Origin of the sequence: Nocardioides sp. GCM10023255 (assembly GCF_042653125.1) — a bacterium.
Taxonomy (GTDB): domain Bacteria; phylum Actinomycetota; class Actinomycetes; order Propionibacteriales; family Nocardioidaceae; genus Nocardioides.
Genome location: NZ_JBHSHU010000010.1, coordinates 315,682 through 333,769, shown reverse-complemented (window position 1 = coordinate 333,769; position 18,088 = coordinate 315,682). Strand labels below are relative to the sequence as shown.

The 18,088-nt window shown below is 71.3% G+C and carries 18 protein-coding genes; 14 read left to right on the top strand and 4 right to left on the bottom strand.

The window, feature by feature from the left end; all coding sequences use genetic code 11:
- Positions 1–9: 9 nt before the first annotated feature.
- Entirely contained in the window at positions 10–795 is a 786-nt protein-coding gene (heR, locus tag ACFO9I_RS18185; protein WP_379183405.1) for a heliorhodopsin HeR, read from the bottom strand.
- A gap of 200 nt (positions 796–995) precedes the next feature.
- Between heR and ACFO9I_RS18180 the strand changes: the two genes are divergently transcribed.
- Together ACFO9I_RS18180 and ACFO9I_RS18175 are read left to right on the top strand one after the other, a co-directional pair.
- A complete protein-coding gene (locus ACFO9I_RS18180) occupies positions 996–1,448 on the top strand; it encodes a hypothetical protein (RefSeq protein WP_379183403.1) in 453 nt (150 codons plus the stop codon).
- Positions 1,445–2,593, top strand: coding sequence for a hypothetical protein (locus ACFO9I_RS18175; RefSeq protein WP_379183401.1), 1,149 nt, complete (start codon positions 1,445–1,447; stop codon positions 2,591–2,593). The genes ACFO9I_RS18180 and ACFO9I_RS18175 overlap by 4 nt, the downstream gene beginning before the upstream one ends.
- Before the next feature lie 25 nt (positions 2,594–2,618).
- Here ACFO9I_RS18175 and ACFO9I_RS18170 read toward each other — a convergent pair whose 3' ends face one another.
- Positions 2,619–2,927: a helix-turn-helix transcriptional regulator gene (locus tag ACFO9I_RS18170; protein ID WP_379183399.1), complete on the bottom strand. Its 309-nt coding sequence runs from the start codon at positions 2,925–2,927 to the stop codon at positions 2,619–2,621.
- A gap of 119 nt (positions 2,928–3,046) precedes the next feature.
- On the opposite strand from ACFO9I_RS18170, the gene ACFO9I_RS18165 reads away from it, so the two are divergent.
- From ACFO9I_RS18165 to ACFO9I_RS18110, 12 genes are all read left to right on the top strand, one after another.
- The gene (locus tag ACFO9I_RS18165) at positions 3,047–4,120 is read left to right on the top strand and encodes a D-2-hydroxyacid dehydrogenase (protein WP_417607961.1); all 1,074 of its coding nucleotides are present in this window, start codon (positions 3,047–3,049) and stop codon (positions 4,118–4,120) included.
- A gap of 65 nt (positions 4,121–4,185) precedes the next feature.
- Positions 4,186–5,829: an ABC transporter substrate-binding protein gene (locus tag ACFO9I_RS18160; protein ID WP_379183395.1), complete on the top strand. Its 1,644-nt coding sequence runs from the start codon at positions 4,186–4,188 to the stop codon at positions 5,827–5,829.
- Positions 5,830–5,898: 69 nt separating this feature from the next.
- On the top strand, positions 5,899–6,945 hold the full coding sequence (locus tag ACFO9I_RS18155; protein WP_379183393.1) for an ABC transporter ATP-binding protein: 1,047 nt from the start codon (positions 5,899–5,901) through the stop codon (positions 6,943–6,945).
- A complete protein-coding gene (locus ACFO9I_RS18150) occupies positions 6,942–7,967 on the top strand; it encodes an ABC transporter ATP-binding protein (protein ID WP_379183391.1) in 1,026 nt (341 codons plus the stop codon). Before ACFO9I_RS18155 ends, ACFO9I_RS18150 begins: the two co-directional genes overlap by 4 nt.
- Positions 7,964–8,878, top strand: a complete 915-nt coding sequence (locus ACFO9I_RS18145; RefSeq protein WP_379183389.1) for an ABC transporter permease — start codon at positions 7,964–7,966, stop codon at positions 8,876–8,878. The genes ACFO9I_RS18150 and ACFO9I_RS18145 overlap by 4 nt, the downstream gene beginning before the upstream one ends.
- 3 nt (positions 8,879–8,881) lie before the next feature.
- On the top strand, positions 8,882–9,808 hold the full coding sequence (locus ACFO9I_RS18140; RefSeq protein ID WP_379183387.1) for an ABC transporter permease: 927 nt from the start codon (positions 8,882–8,884) through the stop codon (positions 9,806–9,808).
- A gap of 20 nt (positions 9,809–9,828) precedes the next feature.
- On the top strand, positions 9,829–10,959 hold the full coding sequence (locus ACFO9I_RS18135) for a Gfo/Idh/MocA family protein (RefSeq protein ID WP_379183385.1): 1,131 nt from the start codon (positions 9,829–9,831) through the stop codon (positions 10,957–10,959).
- Positions 10,956–12,428, top strand: a complete 1,473-nt coding sequence (locus ACFO9I_RS18130; RefSeq protein WP_379183384.1) for a TldD/PmbA family protein — start codon at positions 10,956–10,958, stop codon at positions 12,426–12,428. Before ACFO9I_RS18135 ends, ACFO9I_RS18130 begins: the two co-directional genes overlap by 4 nt.
- 1 nt (position 12,429) lies before the next feature.
- Positions 12,430–13,803 carry a TldD/PmbA family protein gene (locus tag ACFO9I_RS18125; RefSeq protein WP_379183382.1) on the top strand — a complete coding sequence of 458 codons (1,374 nt, stop codon included), beginning with the start codon at positions 12,430–12,432 and terminating at the stop codon, positions 13,801–13,803.
- Between the two features lie 15 nt (positions 13,804–13,818).
- A complete protein-coding gene (locus tag ACFO9I_RS18120; RefSeq protein WP_379183380.1) occupies positions 13,819–14,694 on the top strand; it encodes a DUF4438 domain-containing protein in 876 nt (291 codons plus the stop codon).
- Positions 14,691–15,554: a DUF4438 domain-containing protein gene (locus ACFO9I_RS18115; protein ID WP_379183378.1), complete on the top strand. Its 864-nt coding sequence runs from the start codon at positions 14,691–14,693 to the stop codon at positions 15,552–15,554. Before ACFO9I_RS18120 ends, ACFO9I_RS18115 begins: the two co-directional genes overlap by 4 nt.
- Positions 15,551–16,210: a GntR family transcriptional regulator gene (locus ACFO9I_RS18110; protein WP_379183376.1), complete on the top strand. Its 660-nt coding sequence runs from the start codon at positions 15,551–15,553 to the stop codon at positions 16,208–16,210. Before ACFO9I_RS18115 ends, ACFO9I_RS18110 begins: the two co-directional genes overlap by 4 nt.
- Positions 16,211–16,273: 63 nt before the next feature.
- On the opposite strand, the gene ACFO9I_RS18105 is transcribed toward ACFO9I_RS18110, so the two are convergent.
- Together ACFO9I_RS18105 and ACFO9I_RS18100 are read right to left on the bottom strand one after the other, a co-directional pair.
- Positions 16,274–16,669 carry a Rid family hydrolase gene (locus ACFO9I_RS18105; RefSeq protein WP_379183374.1) on the bottom strand — a complete coding sequence of 132 codons (396 nt, stop codon included), beginning with the start codon at positions 16,667–16,669 and terminating at the stop codon, positions 16,274–16,276.
- Entirely contained in the window at positions 16,666–17,892 is a 1,227-nt protein-coding gene (locus ACFO9I_RS18100) for a pyridoxal phosphate-dependent aminotransferase (protein WP_379183372.1), read from the bottom strand. Before ACFO9I_RS18100 ends, ACFO9I_RS18105 begins: the two co-directional genes overlap by 4 nt.
- Positions 17,893–18,088: the final 196 nt, after the last annotated feature.

The window sequence follows — 18,088 nt, the reverse complement described above, 5'->3', positions numbered from 1 at the left end:
GCCGGCCCGTCAGCCTGCGAGCGTGCCGGCGAACACCTGCCAGGCCAGCGCGGACTTCGCGGTCAGGCTGAGCAGGATGTAGACCCGCTCGCCGAAGACGTAGGAGCTCCAGCGGCCACGGGCCCGGTACTGCAGCCACTGGTTGAGCGCGAAGACGTTGAAGAAGGCGAACAGCGAGATGAAGATGCCGTAGACGAAGCCGGGCGGTGTCGCCGAGGACGTCGAGCCGGGGGAGAGCAGGTACACGCCGATGGCCAGCCAGGGCACGATGCCGGCGACGCACCCGAACGTGAAGGGCAGCCAGCCGCCCAGCCCCGGCCGTTCGTAGTGCTCCTGGAGCCAGCCGAACAGGATCATCGCCGCGTTCACGCCGAACAGGGCGACCAGCGCAGCGATGTCGGAGATCCCCACGAGCTGCGCGATCAGCACGATCATCAGCGACGACGACAGCGAGTACTCGACCCAGCGGGCCGGGTTGCGGGTGCGGCCGAGGTCCGTGAGGTACCGACGCCACCAGACGGTGACCACCAGCAGGTGCGCCAGCCCGGACAGTGCCAGGAACGCCGCGACCGCTGCGCCGGTCGGGATCTCGAACAGCACGACCGGGTCCTGGGCCGGTGTTCCCGGCGGGCCCTCGAGGTAGGCCGCGGTCACCGGGAGCGCGAAACCGGTCGCGAGCAGGACGACGACCACGGCCTGGGCCAGGTGGACGACCGCGGCGACCGTGTTGTCGCGCCGCAGGGTCCGAGCCGTCGCTGCGACGGTGACGTCTGTCGACGTGGAGTGGGAGGCCATCGGAACTCCTCGGGGAAACCCTTGACATGCGAAATGTGTTTCGTGAATACTCTAGCGTAAGAGGGGAGTACCCCACACGCGACGCCACCGTCAGTACGGCCGGCCCTGACCGGCCCGGTGCGTCGGCCACCCGGCAGTTCCGGAGTGGTGGGGGAGACCTCCGACGGCCCGCTGCGGCGGGCACGCTGGAGGTGCTCTGCATGGACCACGTCGCTGTCGCCGGCTCAGCCGGTTCCCACGCCGACCTCGACCCCGTCCCGGTGGCGTCCGAACCGACCACGGCCGCCGTGCCCCGCCGGCGTTCGGCGCGCATGGTGCTGGACGTCGAGTACCCCCTCGACGAGACGGTGGCCGCCCTCGTCCGGAGCGAGCTGGCCCGTGGGGGGAGTGTGCACGTCGTGCTCGTCCACCCACGGTCGGGCTGGTCCATCGATCCGGCCCTGGTCCGGCTGCGTCAGCACCGGATCGCGGCGGCGCGGGAGCGGCGGCTCCAGGAGCTCGCAGTCATCGCCGGGGACGGGGCAGCCCGCGTCTCGGTCTCGGTCGTCCGGCAGCGATGGCGGCGACCGGCCGCCCTCGGGCTGCCCGAGCCCTGTCTCGCTGATCGCCGTGCCGCTGATCGCCGTGCCCAGGAAGGAGACCTCGACCGATGAACGCCCCCACCACCACGACCGCCCCGACCACCGCCACCAGGAGCCCGTCCGGTCCGCCGCGCACAGCCCTGCGGGCACGCGACGTGGCCGATCTCGCGGTCGCCTCGGGCTATCCCTGCATCTCGGTGCTGGTTCCGACCGAGCCGGCGCCCCGGATGACGCCGGCCGACCAGGATCGCCTGCGGTCCCTGGTCGGCGACGTGGATCATCAGCTCCATGAGCAGGGCGTGACCAGCAGGCCACACCTGCTGCGGAAGCTGCTCGGGCAGGTACGCCGCGCGGCCGCCCAGCCGACCGACAGGGCGCTGGCCATCTACGTCAGCCTGGCGGTGAGCCGGACGTTCCGGCTCCCGGAGCGTGTGGAGCCTCGCGCCGTCGTCGAGCCCACCTTCGCCACGCGGCCGCTGGTCTCGGCCCTGCAGCGCATGCCCCCGCACGTGGTGCTGGTCCTGCACCCGACGTGTGCGCACCTCTACGCCGCCGCGGACGGCGGCCTGCGCCCGGTCCGGCAGCACGACCCCTTCCGCGGCGCCCGTCGCATCGGGCTCCCGCGCGCCGGTGACCCGAACCCCGCGGTGGTGCGCGACGAGCAGGCGCGCGCGTACCTGCGGGAGGTGGACCGGATGCTGGGGGACTACCGCGCCGAGCACCCGAGCCCCCTCGTCCTCGGCGGGGAGCCCCGCCTGGTGGACCTGTTCTGTGAGGTCAGCCGCAACCTCGAGCGGCTTGCCGGACGCATCCTGCCGCCTGACGGGGCGAGCGTGCTCGACCTCGCCCTGGCCGGCGCCGAGGCCGTCGAGAGCTACCTGCGGACCAGGAGCGAGGATGCGCTCCACCAGCTCGACCGCGCCCTGCGTGACCGCCCGCACGACGTGGCCTCGGGCATCGAACGCTGCTGGCACAGCCTGCATCGGCGGGTCCCCGGCATGCTCCTGGTCGAGGAGGGCTTCGTCTGTCCCGGCACTCCGTGGAGGCCGGCTTCGGCGGGCTCGGCGGGCAGCCGGGGGTCGAGCGAGACCGGAGAGGTCCACGACCTCGTCGACGACCTCATGGAGGAGGTCGTCCTGCGCGGCGGCCAGCTCGCGCTGGTCCGCGACGGCGCGCTCACCGGCCACCAGCGCATCGCCCTGATCGGTCGGCGATGACCGGCCGGGGACGCCTCGACTGCTGCTAGCTCGACGAGCGGCCGGCGCGCGCCTCCCGAGGGGCGACGAGGTCGAGGAACTCGCCGAGGGTGAGGCGGGACTCCAGCTCGTGACGGAAGTGGGCCCGTCGCGAGACGGCGTACCTGTTCCGCCGGCCCACCTTCTCCTTGTGCAGGTAGCCCTGGGCCACCAGGTCGCGCACGATCTGCTGCACCGCCCGCTCGGTGATCCCGACCGCCTCTGCCACGTCACGCATCCGTGCTCCGGGGTCGCGTGCCAGTGAGACGAGGACGTGTCCGTGATTGGACAGGAAAGTCCATTCCCCCTGACTCATGGGAAGCATGTTACGCGATTTGTACTTCGCTCTTCTGCGCGGGGCGGAAATCGGCCGGTCCAAGCCGGGGTGAGAAAACTCGGCGAAGTGCTTGACGCGTGATCCGGGTCACCCGTCTAATGCTGATTGTTAACAATCAGCGATCTCGAGTTAGGCGGCCGATGTCCTCTCTGCCCACGGTGCTCGTCTCCACCTTCCTCGAGCCGCAGCACGTGAGCGCCATCGAGTCCGCCTTCCCCGGCATCGAGGTGCTGTACGCACCCGAGCTGCTGCCGGAGCCCCGCTACCCAGGGGACCACGGCGGATCGACGCGACAGCTGTCCGACGCGCAGCAGCAGCGCTGGAACGCGATGCTCGAGCAGGCCGAGGTCGCCTTCGACTTCGACTGGCAGCACCCCGAGCGGCTGTCCGAGCGGGCCCCGAAGCTGCGCTGGGTCCAGGCGACCAGCGCCGGCATCGGCGCCTTCATGAGCCGCACCGGGTTGGCCGACACCTCCCTGGTGGCCACCACGGCCGCCGGCATCCACGCCGTCCCGCTCGCGGAGTTCGCCCTCGCCGGCGTCCTGCACTTCACCAAGGGCTTCGGTCACCTCGACCGGTGCAAGCAGGACCGGCACTGGGAGCGCTACACCACCGAGCAGCTCGCCGGGCAGACCGTCACCGTCGTCGGCCTCGGGAAGATCGGGCACCAGGTCGTCCGCTCGTTCCGCGCGATGGGCACGCACGTCGTCGCGGTCGGCCGTCCCGGCGGGAGCTACGACCTCCCGGAGGACGTCGAGGTCACCGACACCGGCCGGCTCGACGCCGTCCTGCCACGCACCGACGCGCTGGTCCTGTGCTGCGCGCTCACCGAGCAGACCCACGGCCTCGTCGGAGCCGCCCAGCTCGAGGCCCTTCCTCCGCACGCCGTGCTCGTCAACATCGCCCGCGGGCAGGTCGTCGACGAGGAGGCCCTGATCGGGGCCCTGGAGTCAGGATCCCTGCGGGGGGCGTGCCTCGACGTGTTCGCCACCGAGCCGCTGCCACCGGAGTCGCCCCTGTGGGGGCTGGACAACGTCATCGTCTCGCCGCACTCGGCCTCCACGGTGGCCGCCGAGAACGGCCTCCTCACCGAGCTGTTCATCGACAACCTGCGTCGCTGGATCGACGACAGGCCCCTGGTCAACCTCTACCGCCGAGACCTCGGCTACTGACCGCACCAACGCGCCAAGGCACCCGGGCGTCGGGCGCACCAACGAATCACCAAAGGAGCACGTCTATGCAACAGAAGCGACTGCGTCTGGTCACGGCACTCGGTGCGCTCACCCTCGCCGCCAGCGCGTGCACCGGCAGCACGGCGAACAACGCCGGCACGGGCGCCGGCGGCGGGTCCGACCCGCGCTACGGCGGCACCATGACGGTGGCCTACTCCAGCGACCCGAACACCTTCGATCCCGCCGTGTGCTACGACGCGACGTGCTGGAACAACATGCGCATGCTGTTCGACCGGCTCTACGACTACGTCGACGACACCATGGAGCTCGCGCCGCAGGCGGCCGAGGCGGCGCCCGAGGTCTCCGCCGACGGGCTGACGTACACGATCAAGATCCGCGAGGGCATGACGTTCTCGAACGGTGACCCGGTGCGCGCCCAGGACTTCGCCTACTCCTTCTCCCGGATCCTCGACCCGGCCACCAAGTCGCCGGTGCAGAGCTTCTGGCAGGGCGTCGAGGGTGCCAAGGAGTACTCCGAGAACCCGAAGGGATACGTGTCCGGCATCAAGCCGGTCTCCGACAACGAGCTGCAGATCAAGCTCACCGCGCCGAACTCCGCCTTCAAGTACGTCCTCGCGATGCCCCACTCGTCGGTCATCCCCGAGGGCTCGGGGGACCAGCAGGCCACGAAGCCGATCGGGTCCGGCCCGTTCGTCTTCGAGAGCTTCGAGCCCGGCCGCGAGATCAAGCTGACCCGCAACGAGGACTACTGGGAGGAGGGCAAGCCCTACGTCGACGCCGTCGACGAGAAGATCAACATCGACCCGTCGGTCCAGCTGCTCCAGCTGCAGAAGAACCAGATCGACCTGATGGGCGACCCCATGCCGCCGGCGAAGTACCTCGAGGTCGTCAACAACCCCGAGCTCAAGGCGCAGACCACCTCCATCACCAAGCCCAGCACGTACTTCCTGACCATGAACACCAAGATGGCGCCGTTCGACGACCCCAAGGTCCGGGAGGCCGTGTCCTACGCCATCGACCGGGCGTTCCTCGTCAAGCTGGTCAACGGGCAGGGCAAGGTCGCCAACCAGTTCCTCCCGCCGGGCATCGCCGGCTACAGCGAGAAGAACATGGTGCACGACCAGGACATCGAGAAGGCCAAGCAGCTCCTGAGCGACGCCGGGTTCCCCAACGGGCTGAAGACCACGCTGTACACCTGGAACGACGACCCGTGGACGACGCTGGGCCCGCAGATCCAGCAGGACCTGAAGAAGATCGGCATCGAGGCCGACTTCCGGCCGCTCGAGCCGAGCGCCTTCTTCGAGCTGGCCGCCACGCCCGACAAGGCCCCGATGACGCTCACCTTCTGGGTGGCGGACTTCCCGGACGGCAGCAACTTCTTCCAGGCGCTGATGTCCTGCGCCGCGGCCATCCCCGGTGGGCAGAACTACTCGTTCTACTGCAACGAGGGCATGGACGAGACCGTGCGTGAGGCGCTGGCCACCGAAGACCCGGAGAAGGTCACCAGCCTCTACGACGAGGCCGGCGAGGCCATGCTCGCCGACAACCCGGTCGTGCCCCTGTACTACGGCTCGAAGACCGAGGTCTTCGGCGCCAACGTGGGTGGGTACCACTCCCAGCCGATCTGGGGCTGGGACATGACCAACTACTGGAAGACCGACGGCTCGGAGTCCAGGGCCACGAGCTGACCTGCACGGTGCCACCGCGCCACCCCCTGGGTGCGGTGGCGCCGTGCCCGGCAACGACCAAGGGACCACATGAACCCCATTCTCGACATCGAGGACCTCGCCGTGTCCTTCGCCTCCGGTGGGCAGGTCGCCTCCGCCGTGCGCGGGGTCTCCTTCGACGTGGCCGCCGGCGAGCGCATCGGCATCGTCGGCGAATCAGGATCCGGCAAGTCGGTGACCGCGCAGGCGATCATGCGGCTCCTGCCGTCGACCGCCGAGGTCTCGGGCGCGATCCGCTTCGCCGGCGAGGACATCAACACCTACGACCGCAAGCGGCTCACCCGCCTGCGCGGGGCCGAGATCGCGATGATCTTCCAGGATCCGATGTCCAGCCTGAACCCCCTGATGCGGGTCGGCAAGCAGATCACCGAGACCCTGCGCCGCCACCGCGGCCTGGGCCGCTCCGAGGCGCGCGAGGAGGCGATCCGCCTGCTGCGCACGGTCGGCATCGCGGATGCAGAGGCCCGGATGCGCGACTACCCGCACGCCTTCAGCGGCGGCATGCGCCAGCGGGTCTGCATCGCCATCGCGGCCAGCTGCGCGCCGCAGCTCATCATCGCCGACGAGCCCACGACCGCCCTCGACGTCACCGTCCAGGGGCAGGTCCTCGACCTGCTGGACAAGCTCACCGACGACCACGGCACGGCCGCCATCCTGATCAGCCACGACCTCGGCGTCGTGTCCAGCTTCTGCGACCGGGTCCTGATCATGTACGCCGGCAGGATCGTCGAGGTCGGCCCGACCGAGCGCGTGGTCCACGCGCCCCAGCACCCCTACACGCGGGCGCTCCTGGACTCGATCCCGCGCATGGACAGGGACCTGCCGCACCGGCTGCCCGGCATCCCGGGGGCGCCGCCACAGGGTGCGGACGATCCGGAGGGCTGCCCGTTCGCCGCCCGGTGCCCGCGCGCCACCCAGGAGTGCCTGGTGTCCATGCCCGCCATGACGCCGACCTCGGCCGCGCTGGCGCCGAGCCACGCGGCCGACCCGGGGGCGACGACCGGGGGCCCGTCGGCCTTCGCCTGCTTCCACCCGCTGGGTGCCGACGCCGCCGAGCCCCTGGAGGTGGCCCGATGACCGCGCACGACGAGACCGTGGCACCGACGACCCAGGTGCAGGTCACCGGGCTGACCGTGAGGTTCCAGCCGCCGCGTCTCAGCGGCCGGCCGACGGTCGTGGCGGTCGACGACGTCTCCTTCGGCATCGGTCGCGGACGCACGCTGGGGATCGCGGGGGAGTCGGGGTCGGGCAAGAGCACGGTCGCCCGCGCCCTGATGCGGATCACCGACCCGCAGGCCGGCAGCGTCCGCGTCGGCGACCGCGAGATCACCGCGCTGCGCGGCAGGTCGCTGCGCCAGTTCCGGCGCGAGATGCAGATGGTCTTCCAGGACCCCTACGACTCGTTGAACCCGCGCCTCACCGTCGGTGACTCGGTCGCCGAGGCGCTGACCCTCCGCGGCCTCAGCCGGCCCGACCAGAGGTCGGCGACCCGGGACCTGTTCTCCAGGGTCGGCCTGCCGTCGTCCTTCACCAGCCGCTACCCCCACCAGCTCTCCGGCGGCCAGCGGCAGCGGGTGTCCATCGCGCGGGCCCTGGCCGTCGAGCCCCGCGTGATCGTCTGCGACGAGGCCGTCTCGGCGCTCGACGTCTCGGTGCGCGCCCAGATCCTCAACCTGCTCAAGGACCTGCAGGAGCAGGACGACCTCACCTACCTGTTCATCTCCCACGACCTGTCCACGTTGCGGTTCATCGCCGAGGACGTCGGGATCATGTACTTCGGCCGGATGGTCGAGGTCGGGACGCGGGAGCAGGTGTTCGGCAACCCCGCGCACCACTACACCCAGGCGCTCATCGCCGCGATCCCCGAGCCGGGGGCGCCGCGCTCCAGGGTCCGCTCGCGGCTCCAGGGCGAGCCGCCGAGCCACGGCTCCCCACCCACCGGGTGTCCCTTCAACCCCCGCTGCCCCGCCGCCCAGGACATCTGCCGCCAGGTCCGGCCGGAGCTCACCACGGCTCCGGGCGGGCAGCAGGTGGCCTGCCACTTCCCGATCCCGGCCTCCACCCCGAGCCGGCCCGACGCCCTCGCGGAGACACGATGACCATCCCGCTGAGCGAAGCAGAGCTGCCGAACGACGTGGCGCCCGACACCGCCGCCTTCCTGAGGCGGGCCGCCACCAGCCTGCGCCACGACCTGCCCGCCCTCATCTCGCTCGTCCTGCTGGTGCTGCTGGCGGCCGCGGCGCTGCTGGCGCCGTACCTCGCGCCCCACGACCCGCTGACGACCTTCCGCGACGGGATCAGCGACCAGGGGGCGCCGCTGGGGCCGTCCGAGAAGTTCCCCCTGGGCACCGACCCCAACGGCCGCGACGTGCTCTCCCGCCTGCTCTACGGCGCGCGCGTCTCCCTCGTCATCGGGATCGTCGCCAACGGTCTCGCCACCGTGCTCGGCGTTTTCGTCGGGACGGTCGCGGGCTACCTCGGCGGCTGGGTGGAGACCGTCCTGATGCGCGTCACCGACGTCGTCATGTCCTTCCCCATCCTGCTGTTCTGCATCGCGCTGATCTCGGTCACCGGGCCGAGCGAGCGCAACGTCATCATCGTGATCGCGCTGATCTACTGGACGGCGCTGGCCCGCATCGTGCGCGGCCTGGTGCTCTCGCTCAAGGAGCGGGAGTTCATCTCCGCCGCCCGCACCCTGGGCCTGTCCCACGCGCGCATCATGCGGCGGCACATCCTGCCGCACCTAGTGCCGGCGATCATCGTCTACGCCACCCTGGGCGTCGCCTCGTCGATCCTGATCGAGGCGTCCCTGTCCTTCCTCGGCATCGGCGTCCCCGTCCCGGACCCGTCGTGGGGACAGATGATCGACCAGGGCCGGCTGTACTTCCAGACCGCTCCGTGGCTCCTCTTCGCGCCGGGTGCGTGCCTCGTCGTCACCGTGCTCACGTTCAACCTCGCGGGCGACTGGTTGCGAGACCTGCTCGACCCCACTGCTCAGGAAAGGCGCTGAGCGATGGGCCGCTACCTGCTCCGCCGGATCCCGCAGACGCTGCTGGTGCTGCTGGGCGTCATCACCCTGGCGTTCTTCATGACGCACGTGGTCCCCGGTGACCCGGCCCGGCTCATCGCCGGCGCGAACGCCTCACCGGAGACGGTCGCCTCCATCCACCGCCAGCTCGGCCTGGACGAGCCACTGCTCCAGCAGTACGTCGACTACCTCCGCGCCCTGCTCCACGGCGACCTGGGCACCAGCTTCGCCCTGCAGGACACCCCGGTGGCCGACCAGCTCGTGGCCGCGCTCCCGGTGAGCGCGATGGTCGCCCTGGGCGCCGTCCTCTGGGAGGTGCTGCTCGGGGTGCCGATCGGCATCATCGCCGCGCTGCGCCCCCGCGGCGTCCTGGACCGGGTGACCACGCTCGGGGCGCTGCTCGGACTGTCCGCGCCGCCGTTCTGGCTCGGCCTGCTGCTGCTCTACTACCTGGCGTTCAAGGGCAACCTGTTCCCTCTCAGCGGATGGGGGACGCCGGCGATCGACTACCTGATCCTGCCCACGTTCGCCCTCGGCGTCGGCGGTGCCGCGTGGTACGCGCGGCTCACGCGGACCACCATGCTCGAGGTGCTGCGCTCGCCGTACATCCAGATGGCACGCGCCAAGGGCATGCCCGAGTCGACCATCATCCGGCGCCACGCCCTGCGCAACGTCCTGACGCCGTTGCTGACCCTCCTCGGCATGGACCTGGGCTACTTCCTCGGCGGCGTCGTCGTCATCGAGACGGTCTTCGGGCTGCCCGGCGTCGGCAAGCTCACCTTCGACGCCATCGGCTCCCTCGACATCCCCATGATCACCGGCGCCGTCCTCTTCGCCGCCTTCTTCATCGTCCTCATGAACCTCGTCGTCGACCTCGCCTACGCGGCCATCGACCCGCGAGTCCGGCTCTGATCCCCCCGAAAGGAAAATCAATGACGAACGACAAGCTCCGTGTGGCCGTGGTCGGCGCAGGCCGCTGGGCCCAGCGCGCGCACATCCCCGGCTGGCAGCGTGATCCCCGGGTCGAGGTGGTCGCGCTCAGCGACACCGACCCCGGGATCCTGGCGGAGGCGGGGAAGCAGTTCGGTGTGGACCGGCTCGTCGCCGACTACCGCGACCTGCTGGCGGACGAGTCCATCGACGTGATCGACGTCGCGACCGCCAACCACGCCCACTTCGAGATCTCCGAGGCGGCGCTGGAGGCGGGCAAGCACGTGCTGTGCGAGAAGCCGGTCCACCACGACTTCCACGAGACCCAGCGCCTGTCCGACCTGGCCCGCGAGCGCGGGCTGAAGACCAAGCTGGGCTTCACCTTCCGCTACGCGCCCGCCGTGCAGTACGCACGACACCTCATCGACGCGGGCTTCGTGGGGACGCCGTACATCTTCAACGGCTACGAGCAGAACAGCCAGTGGATCGACCCGCAGACGCCCATGCGGCAGGTCGACCCCGACGCGGACCCCGACCGGATCGCCACGTCCTCGATCGAGGGGTACGGCGCGCCGATCATCGACATCATGCACGACTGGGTCGGTGGCGAGCTGACGTCCGTCGTCGGCACCATGCGCAACTTCGTGCCGAAGCGCGTCGTCGCCAGCACCGGCGACCTGCAGCGCCTCAACATCGACGACGGTGACATGTGGGTGTGCGAGTTCGACAACGACGTGATCGCCTCGATCCAGTCCTCCTACGTGACCGTCGGGAACTTCCCTGGCATCGAGGCCCGCATCTTCGGGTCCGAGGGGGCCATCATCGTGAGGCTGGTCGAGGAGTTCGGCATCTGCCAGACGATCAGGACGGCGACCAAGGACAACGTCGAGTTCGTCGAGCGCGAGATCCCGGACGAGTTCTTCCCCGAGGGCGGGACGTCCCGCGAGGACTGGGACTTCCTGTTCTACTCCAAGCTCTGCTCGGACTTCGCCACCGAGATCCTCTCCGGCTCCGACACCAACCAGGGGGACTTCGGGCAGGGCGCGCTGGTCCAGCAGACCATCAACGCGTTCGAGAAGTCCTTCGCGGACCGGGCCTGGGTGGACTTCCCCCTCGACGGTGCGGCTCGGTGACGGCCCACGCCTGGGGCTCCATGGCGGCGGACACCCACGCCGCGGCCCTGATGGAGGAGGCGCTGGCCGAGATGGGCAGCGACGTCCAGTACGCCGACGTACGGCTGATCGAGTGCGAGGAGATGCGGCTCTACGCCCAGCTCGGCGCTGACGCCGACGAACGGGTCGAGCACAACCTCGGCATCGGTGTCCGGGCGCTGGTGGACGGCTGCTGGGGCTTCGCCGCCCGGCCGCTGCTCGCGACCGGCGACCCGGGCACCGCGGCGCGCCAGGCCGTGGCGACGGCCCGGGCCTCGGTGGGCACCACGGCACCGGTCTCGCTGCCGGCGCGCCAAGGCCTCAGCGGCCGGTACGAGACGCTGGTCGAGCAGGACCCGTTCGCGGTCCCGGCGCACGAGCGGCAGGAGCTGCTCGAGACGATGCTGGCCAACGCGGGCAGGCCCGCCGAGGTCGTGTCCGGGCAGGCGGTCATCAACGCCAAGCGGCAGCACCGGCACTTCGCCAGCACCGAGGGGTCCAGGCAGCACCAGCACTTCATCGAGACCGGCGCCGGCCTGATGGTCAACGCGGCCGACGAGCACGACGTGCAGCGACGCAGCTACCCCAACTCCTTCCACGGCAACACCGCGGCCGCCGGCTGGGAGTACCTCGCCACGCTCCGGCTGGCCGACCACGCGACGCGCGTCGGCGAGGAGGCGGTGGAGCTGCTCACCGCGCCCATCGCCCCGTCGGGGACCGCCGACGTGGTGATCGGCGCCCAGCAGGTGTCGCTCCAGATCCACGAGTCCTCCGGGCACGCGCTGGAGCTCGACCGGATCCTCGGTGACGAGGCCAACTTCGCCGGGACCTCGTTCATCCAGCCCGGCGACATCGGCAAGCTGCAGTACGGCTCGCCCGCCGTGACCATCACCTCCGACCCCACCATCCCCGGGACGCGCGGCAGCTTCGCCTTCGACGACGAGGGCACGCCCGCGCAGCGCGTGCGGCTGGTGGAGGAGGGCATCGTGCGCGCCACGCTGTCGAACCGCGACGCGGCCGCGCGCAGCGGCCAGCAGCTCACCGGCGCCGCACGGTCCGACGGCTGGGCCTACCTCCCGGTGTGCTTCGCCACGCACGTCTACCTCGAACCCGGCGAGGGGACCACCGACGAGCTCCTCGAGCGGATGGGTGACGGCTTCTTCATCGACGACAACCGCAGCTGGTCCATCGACAACCGCCGCTGGAACTTCCAGTTCGGCACGGAGGTCGCCTACGAGGTGCGCAACGGCCGCCGTGGGCGGCTGCTCAAGAACTTCTCGTACGGCGGCATCACCCCCGAGTTCTGGGGCTCGGTCGAGGCCGTCGCCGGACCCGAGGAGCTCCGGATCTTCGGGTACCCCTGCGGCAAGGGAGAGCCCAAGCAGTGGGGGTTCCTCAGCCATGCGGCCGCCCCGATGCTCGTGCGCGACCTGCGGATCGGGGTGGCCTGAGATGCGTGACGACAAGACCTTCGTGTCGCCCCTGACCGCCGACCAGGCCTTGGAGACGGTCGAGACCGCGCTCCGGAGCTGCCCGGCGGACGCCGTCGAGGTCACGCTGCTGGGCCGCACCGCGGAGTACACCCGCTTCGCCGGCGACCGCATCCACCAGCCGCAGGACATCACCGAGCTGACGGTCAGCATCAAGGCCGTCGTCGACGGGCACGCGGCGCGGGCGGCCACCAGCAGCCTGGCGCGCATCGGCGAGACCGCAGTCCTCGCTGCGGGGCTGGCGGCGCAGCGCGCCAAGGCCGCCTCCGGTGCCGGGCACACGTTGCTCGCCCGGCCGGAGGACGTGCCCGACCTGCCTCTCTGGCACGAGGACACGGCCGCGTTCGACGCGCCCTCCCGGGTCGAGCTCGCCGGCCGGGCCATGCGGGCCGCGGGGTCCGCGGGCGGTCGGAGCACCGGCATGTTCGGCCGAGCGGTCACCCAGATCGCGGTCGGCAACAGCGCCGGTGTGCGGCAGCACGCCCTGGCCACCGAGGCCAGCGGAGCCCTGACCGTGACCGTCGGCGACGGCACGGCGCACTGGATCGACCTGCACCGCTCGTCCGACGCCCTGGCCACCGGCGCGAACATCGACTCCGCGGTGCAGCGCGCCGTGGCAGGCCGGGGCCGCGTCCCGATGCCCGACGGCGAGTTCACCGTGGTGCTGGGACCGGAGGCGGCGGGGGAGCTGGTCGGGTTCCTCGGTGACTTCGGTTTCACCGGATCGCTGGCCGCCGCCGGCGTCGGCGTCTGTGCGCGAGAGCCCGGCGCGCGCCGTGCGTCCGAGCTCGTCACCGTCGCCGACGACGCCCGGGCCGACGTCGGGCTGCCGATGCCCTTCGACTTCGAGGGCACCGTGAAGCAGGTGGTGCCGCTCCTCACGCGCGGCGTCGTCGGGTCGCCGGTCACGGACCTGGCCACCGCCAGTGCCCTGGGCCGGCCCTCCACAGGTCACGCGCACATCGCGCGCGAGGAGGTGCCGGCACCGGTGCCGGCCAACGTCGTCATGCGTCCCGGCGACCGGACGGAGGCCGAGCTGGTGGCCGGCGTCGAGCGCGGGATCTACGTCGAACGGTTCTGGTACACCCGCCTCGTCGACCGGTCCGCGAGCACCATCACCGGCGTCAGCCGCGACGCCTGCTTCCTGATCGAGGACGGCCGGCTGACCAGACCCGTCGACACCGGACGCTTCACCCAGTCGGTGCTGGGCTTCCTCGAGACCGTCGACGGGGTCGCCGACACCGTGCGGTCCCAGCCCGTGATGAACGTGTGGAACGGGTGCGTGAGCGCACCCGCCATCCGTGGCCACGGGTTCCGGTTCGGAAACCGACCCTAGGCAGTGAGGAGCAGCGTGAGCCTGCGAACAAACCGTGACCGACTGGTCACCCAGACCCTCGCCGGTGAGGTCTGGCCGCCCCTGGCGGACCGGCACGGGCACCGGGTCGACGCCGACGGCACCCCGTTCCTGCTGCCCGGCATGGGCGGAGTGACCTTGGGCGTCCACTGCGGGGACCCGGCGACCGGCTACGCCAGCGACCACCTCGAGCCGGGGCTCTCCGTGCGGCACCGGGACGCACGCGCGAACATGGCGCTGCAGTTCCTGGCGTGCGTCGGGAACGTCGTCACGGTCCGGTCCGGCCCCGCGGCCGGTGCCGTCGGCCGCGTCATCGGCCAGCACGCCTACGTGCTGGTGGACATGCCCGGCGGCGAGATGAAGGACGTCTGCACCGGTGACCAGGTGCTGGTCACGGCCCGGGGCCAGGGGCTGAAGCTCCTCGACCACCCGGACGTGGTCGTCAAGAACCTCGACCCCGACCTCGTGGACTCGACGGGCTGGGAGACCCTCCCCGACGGCCGGTTGCGGGTGCCCGTGGCCGCGCGGGTGCCGGCCAGCGCGGTCGGGGCAGGCGCCGGCATGGTGTCGGAGTTCGCCAACACCGACCTCATGGGCGCCTATGCCGGCCAGGGGGAGGACCTCTCGCTCGGTCTCGAGGGCCTGCGCATCGGAGACGTCGTCGTCCTCGAGGACCAGGACCACCGCTTCGGCCGCGGGTTCCGCCCCGGGTTCGTCACCATCGGGGTCATCAGCACCGGGCACTGCCGGCTGTTCGGTCACGGACCGGGGCCCTCGTCCCTCCTGAGCGGCCCGGCCGAGGCTTTCGACATCGTCACCGACACGGACGCCAACCTGAAGACGTACTTCAGCGCAGAGGAGCTGACCACGTGACCACCGTGCTGACCCCCGTCGGCGTCAACCTGCTCGGGTACGTCGAGACGCCCGAGATGGGCGACCACCCCTACCTGATCGACGTCGACGGAGCGCCGTACGTCCCGGTCGGCGACTGCGGTGTCGTGCTCGGCGTCCGGCTGGGGGACAGCGTGTTCGCCCACGACGCCGACCACGCCGCCCCGGGCGTCACCCTGGTGCACCCGGACCCGGCGGCACGCCACGGCCTGACCGCCTTCTCGTGCCTGGGCAACGAGGCCGTCGTCCGCGACGGCGCCGCGGCCGGTGCCGTCGGCCGCGTGCTCGGCAAGCGTGGCGAGGCGGGCCGGGTGGTCGTGGTGTTCGGCGACGACGTGCTCGCGAGGCTCGCGCCGGGAGACGCGGTCATGGTGCGGGGAATGGGGCAGGGCGCGCAGCCGCCGGACCTGCAGGCCGCGGGCGTGCAGCTGCTCAACACCGACGCGGGGATCCTGTCGCGGCTGGGTGTGGGCGTCGGCGACCGCGTGAGCCTTGGCGTGCGTACCTGCCTGCCCTCGCAGGTGGTGGGCAACGGCATCGGTCGTCCGGCGGACATGTGGGACGTGGACCTGACTCTCACCGCCGAGAGCCTCGCGACGTGGACGCCGCGGCTCCTGCTCGGCGACCTCGTCGCGGTGGAGGACCTCGACGTCCGGCACAACATCGGCTATCGCCGGGGATGGGTCACCGTGGGCGTCGTCGTGCACGGCGGCAGCCCGCTGCCGGGGCACGGACCCGGGCTGATGCCGATGCTGTGCGGACCCCGCGACGCCTTCGACCTGCGGGTCGACGCCGTGGATCACACCGGGGTGACGCCGGATCTCCTAGGGTTGAACCCGTGACGAGCAACCCCGTGGACGGTGGCGCACCGGGCCTGGTGCACCTCTCGCTGCCCGACTCGGTCCACCAGACCCTGCGCCGCCGGATCCTGAACAACGAGCTCGGCGCCGGGACGCGTCTGGTCGAGGCGAACCTCGCCGAGGAGCTGGGCGTCAGCCGGGGCACGGTCCGGGTGGCGCTGCGCCAGCTCGCCACCGAGGGTCTCGTGGACATCGCGCCTCGCCGTCACAGCGTGGTGACCCGCATGTCGTACGCCGACATCGACGATGCCTGCTACGCCCGCTACGTCCTGGAGGAGGGCGCCATGCGCGCCATCCCGACCGAGCAGCTCACCGCGCTCGCCGACGAGCTGTGTCGGGTGACCGAGTCGATGGAGGAGGCAGCCGCCAGCGGCGACATGGTGGCGATCGTCGACCTGGACACCCACTTCCACGGCTGCATCGTCCAGGCTTCCCACAAGCAGCGGCTCGCCGGGCTGTGGTCCACGCTCGACGGGCAGATGGGCGCCGTCATGCGCTCGTCGATGGAGGACCAGCACATCGGGCTCCCGGAGGCGGCCGGGCGCCACCGACAGCTGGCCGAGGTGATCCGGAGCGGGGACCGCGCGGCCATCGCGGAGGCGCTCTACGGCCACTACCTGCGCACCCCCGCACCGTGAGCTGACGGGCGGGGCGCGCCCTGCGTCCCCCGGCAGCGAGCAGGGTGCAGGCCGGGGGAGCGGCTAGCTCGTGGCCGCAGGGACCAGGATCGCGTCGACCTCGATCGCGCCGACCGCCAGGTCCGAGACCGTGGTGGTGCGCGCCGGCAACGGGTCGGAGAAGTACTCGGCGTAGATGGCGTTGACGACCGCCATGTCCACGCCCGGACGGACGAAGACGTTGACCTTGACGGCGTCGTGCAGCGAACACCTCGCGGCCTCGGCCACCGCCCGGAGGTTCTCCATGGTGCGTCGTACCTGGTCCGCCAGCGGGCGGTCCAGGAGCCGCTCGCCGGCGGGTGTGCGAGGCGTCTGCCCGGCCAGGAAGACGAGGCCACCGGCCGTGATCGCCTGGCTGTACGGGCCGGCCGGCGGGGGTGCGGCGTCCGTGTGGACCGCCCGCCGGTCGTGGTCGCTCACGACGCCAGCCTCTGGAGGCAGGCGACCATCCGGTCGAGGGCCGCGGCCCACTCGTCCTCGTCACGGGCGTAGCAGACCCGGAAGTGCCCCGTGCCGCGCTCGCCGAACTGGTAGCCGGGCGACACGATGACGCCGGCCTCCCGGCGCAGGGCGCCGGCGATCTCCCGGTCGTTCCTCCCGAGCGCGGAGACGTCCGGGAACAGGTACGCAGTGCCGTCGTGGACGCGGAGGTGCAGCCCCGGCACCTCGCACAAACGGTCCGCGGTCATGTCGCGCAGCGCCTGCAGGGCCTTGACCCGCTCGGCGAGGAAGTCCTGGTCGTCGCGCAGCCAGCGGGTCAGCAGGTGCTGGGCGTACGCCGGCGCGCGCAGCGCCGTGATGGCGAGCGTCTGCTCGCCGGCCGCCACCACGTCGGCGGGGGCGACCACCACCCCGAGCCGGAACCCGCTGAGCGACTCGGTCTTCGACGGGCCGAGCATGGTGATGCACCGGTCGGCCATCCCGGGCTCGGCGGCGAGGTGGCGGAACGGGCGGTCGCCGTAGACGAGACGCGAGTAGAGCTCGTCGACGAGGACGCGGAACCCCGCGCCCTGCGACAGCTCGGCGACGCGGGCGATCACGTCGTCGCCGTACACCGCACCCGTGGGGTTGCTCGGGTGGGAGAACAGCAGCAGCCGGGGGCGCTGCGGCAGCAGCCGCTCGATCGCGTCGAAGTCGAGGGTCGCCTCGTCCCGGTCGTGCAGCACCGGGATCCGCTCCACCCGGGCGCCCAGGAAGGCGAGCATGCGCTCGACGAAGAGGTACTCCGGATCTGCGAGCATGACCAGGTCGCCCTCGTCGACCAGCGCGGACAGCATGGTGAAGATGCCGCCCTGGGTGCCCGGGGTGAGCAGGAGGTTCTGCTCGTCGACGGTCACCCCCAGCAACCGCGAGACGGAGTCCGCGGTGACCTCGAGCACGGACGGGTTGCCCCGGTAGGGGGTGTAGGCGTTCACGCCGTCCTCCATCGCTGACTGCATGACGTCGGTGGCCCACGCCGGGGGAGGAAAGCGCACCGTGTCGAAGTGGGTCGTGTCGAGCAGCCCCTTGCCACCACCGTCCAGATGGAGGGCGAGGTCTGCCTCCCGCACGGTGGCCCCGAGGATCTTGCTCCGGCCGGGCATGTGCATGCGGCGTACCCGCCGGCTCTCGGCCGCGGGGAGGGTGTGCTCGTCACCTGTCATCGTCACTCCTCGAGTGATTGTCAACAATCAGCAATGTGAACGTAGGGCATGTCATGCCCGCGGTCAACGACGTGCGGGCCGGGCGCCGGTCGCCACCGAGCCGCGCACCCTGTGCTGCCGCGTCACCGGTGGTGGTGGAAAATGGCACGTGTACCCCCAGGCACTGGAACCGCCGGTGCCCCGCAGGGTGGAGGGA

Bases quoted from the DNA above. Each gene is read 5' to 3' on its own strand.
- heR (WP_379183405.1), bottom strand. From the start codon at position 795: ATGGCCTCCCACTCCACGTCGACAGACGTCACCGTCGCAGCGACGGCT.
- ACFO9I_RS18140 (WP_379183387.1), top strand. From the start codon at position 8,882: ATGGGCCGCTACCTGCTCCGCCGGATCCCGCAGACGCTGCTGGTGCTG.
- ACFO9I_RS18155 (WP_379183393.1), top strand. From the start codon at position 5,899: ATGAACCCCATTCTCGACATCGAGGACCTCGCCGTGTCCTTCGCCTCC.
- ACFO9I_RS18100 (WP_379183372.1), bottom strand. From the start codon at position 17,892: ATGACAGGTGACGAGCACACCCTCCCCGCGGCCGAGAGCCGGCGGGTA.
- ACFO9I_RS18160 (WP_379183395.1), top strand. From the start codon at position 4,186: ATGCAACAGAAGCGACTGCGTCTGGTCACGGCACTCGGTGCGCTCACC.
- ACFO9I_RS18125 (WP_379183382.1), top strand. From the start codon at position 12,430: ATGCGTGACGACAAGACCTTCGTGTCGCCCCTGACCGCCGACCAGGCC.
- ACFO9I_RS18175 (WP_379183401.1), top strand. From the start codon at position 1,445: ATGAACGCCCCCACCACCACGACCGCCCCGACCACCGCCACCAGGAGC.
- ACFO9I_RS18145 (WP_379183389.1), top strand. From the start codon at position 7,964: ATGACCATCCCGCTGAGCGAAGCAGAGCTGCCGAACGACGTGGCGCCC.
- ACFO9I_RS18165 (WP_417607961.1), top strand. From the start codon at position 3,047: ATGCTGATTGTTAACAATCAGCGATCTCGAGTTAGGCGGCCGATGTCC.
- ACFO9I_RS18150 (WP_379183391.1), top strand. From the start codon at position 6,942: ATGACCGCGCACGACGAGACCGTGGCACCGACGACCCAGGTGCAGGTC.
- ACFO9I_RS18170 (WP_379183399.1), bottom strand. From the start codon at position 2,927: ATGAGTCAGGGGGAATGGACTTTCCTGTCCAATCACGGACACGTCCTC.
- ACFO9I_RS18180 (WP_379183403.1), top strand. From the start codon at position 996: ATGGACCACGTCGCTGTCGCCGGCTCAGCCGGTTCCCACGCCGACCTC.
- ACFO9I_RS18135 (WP_379183385.1), top strand. From the start codon at position 9,829: ATGACGAACGACAAGCTCCGTGTGGCCGTGGTCGGCGCAGGCCGCTGG.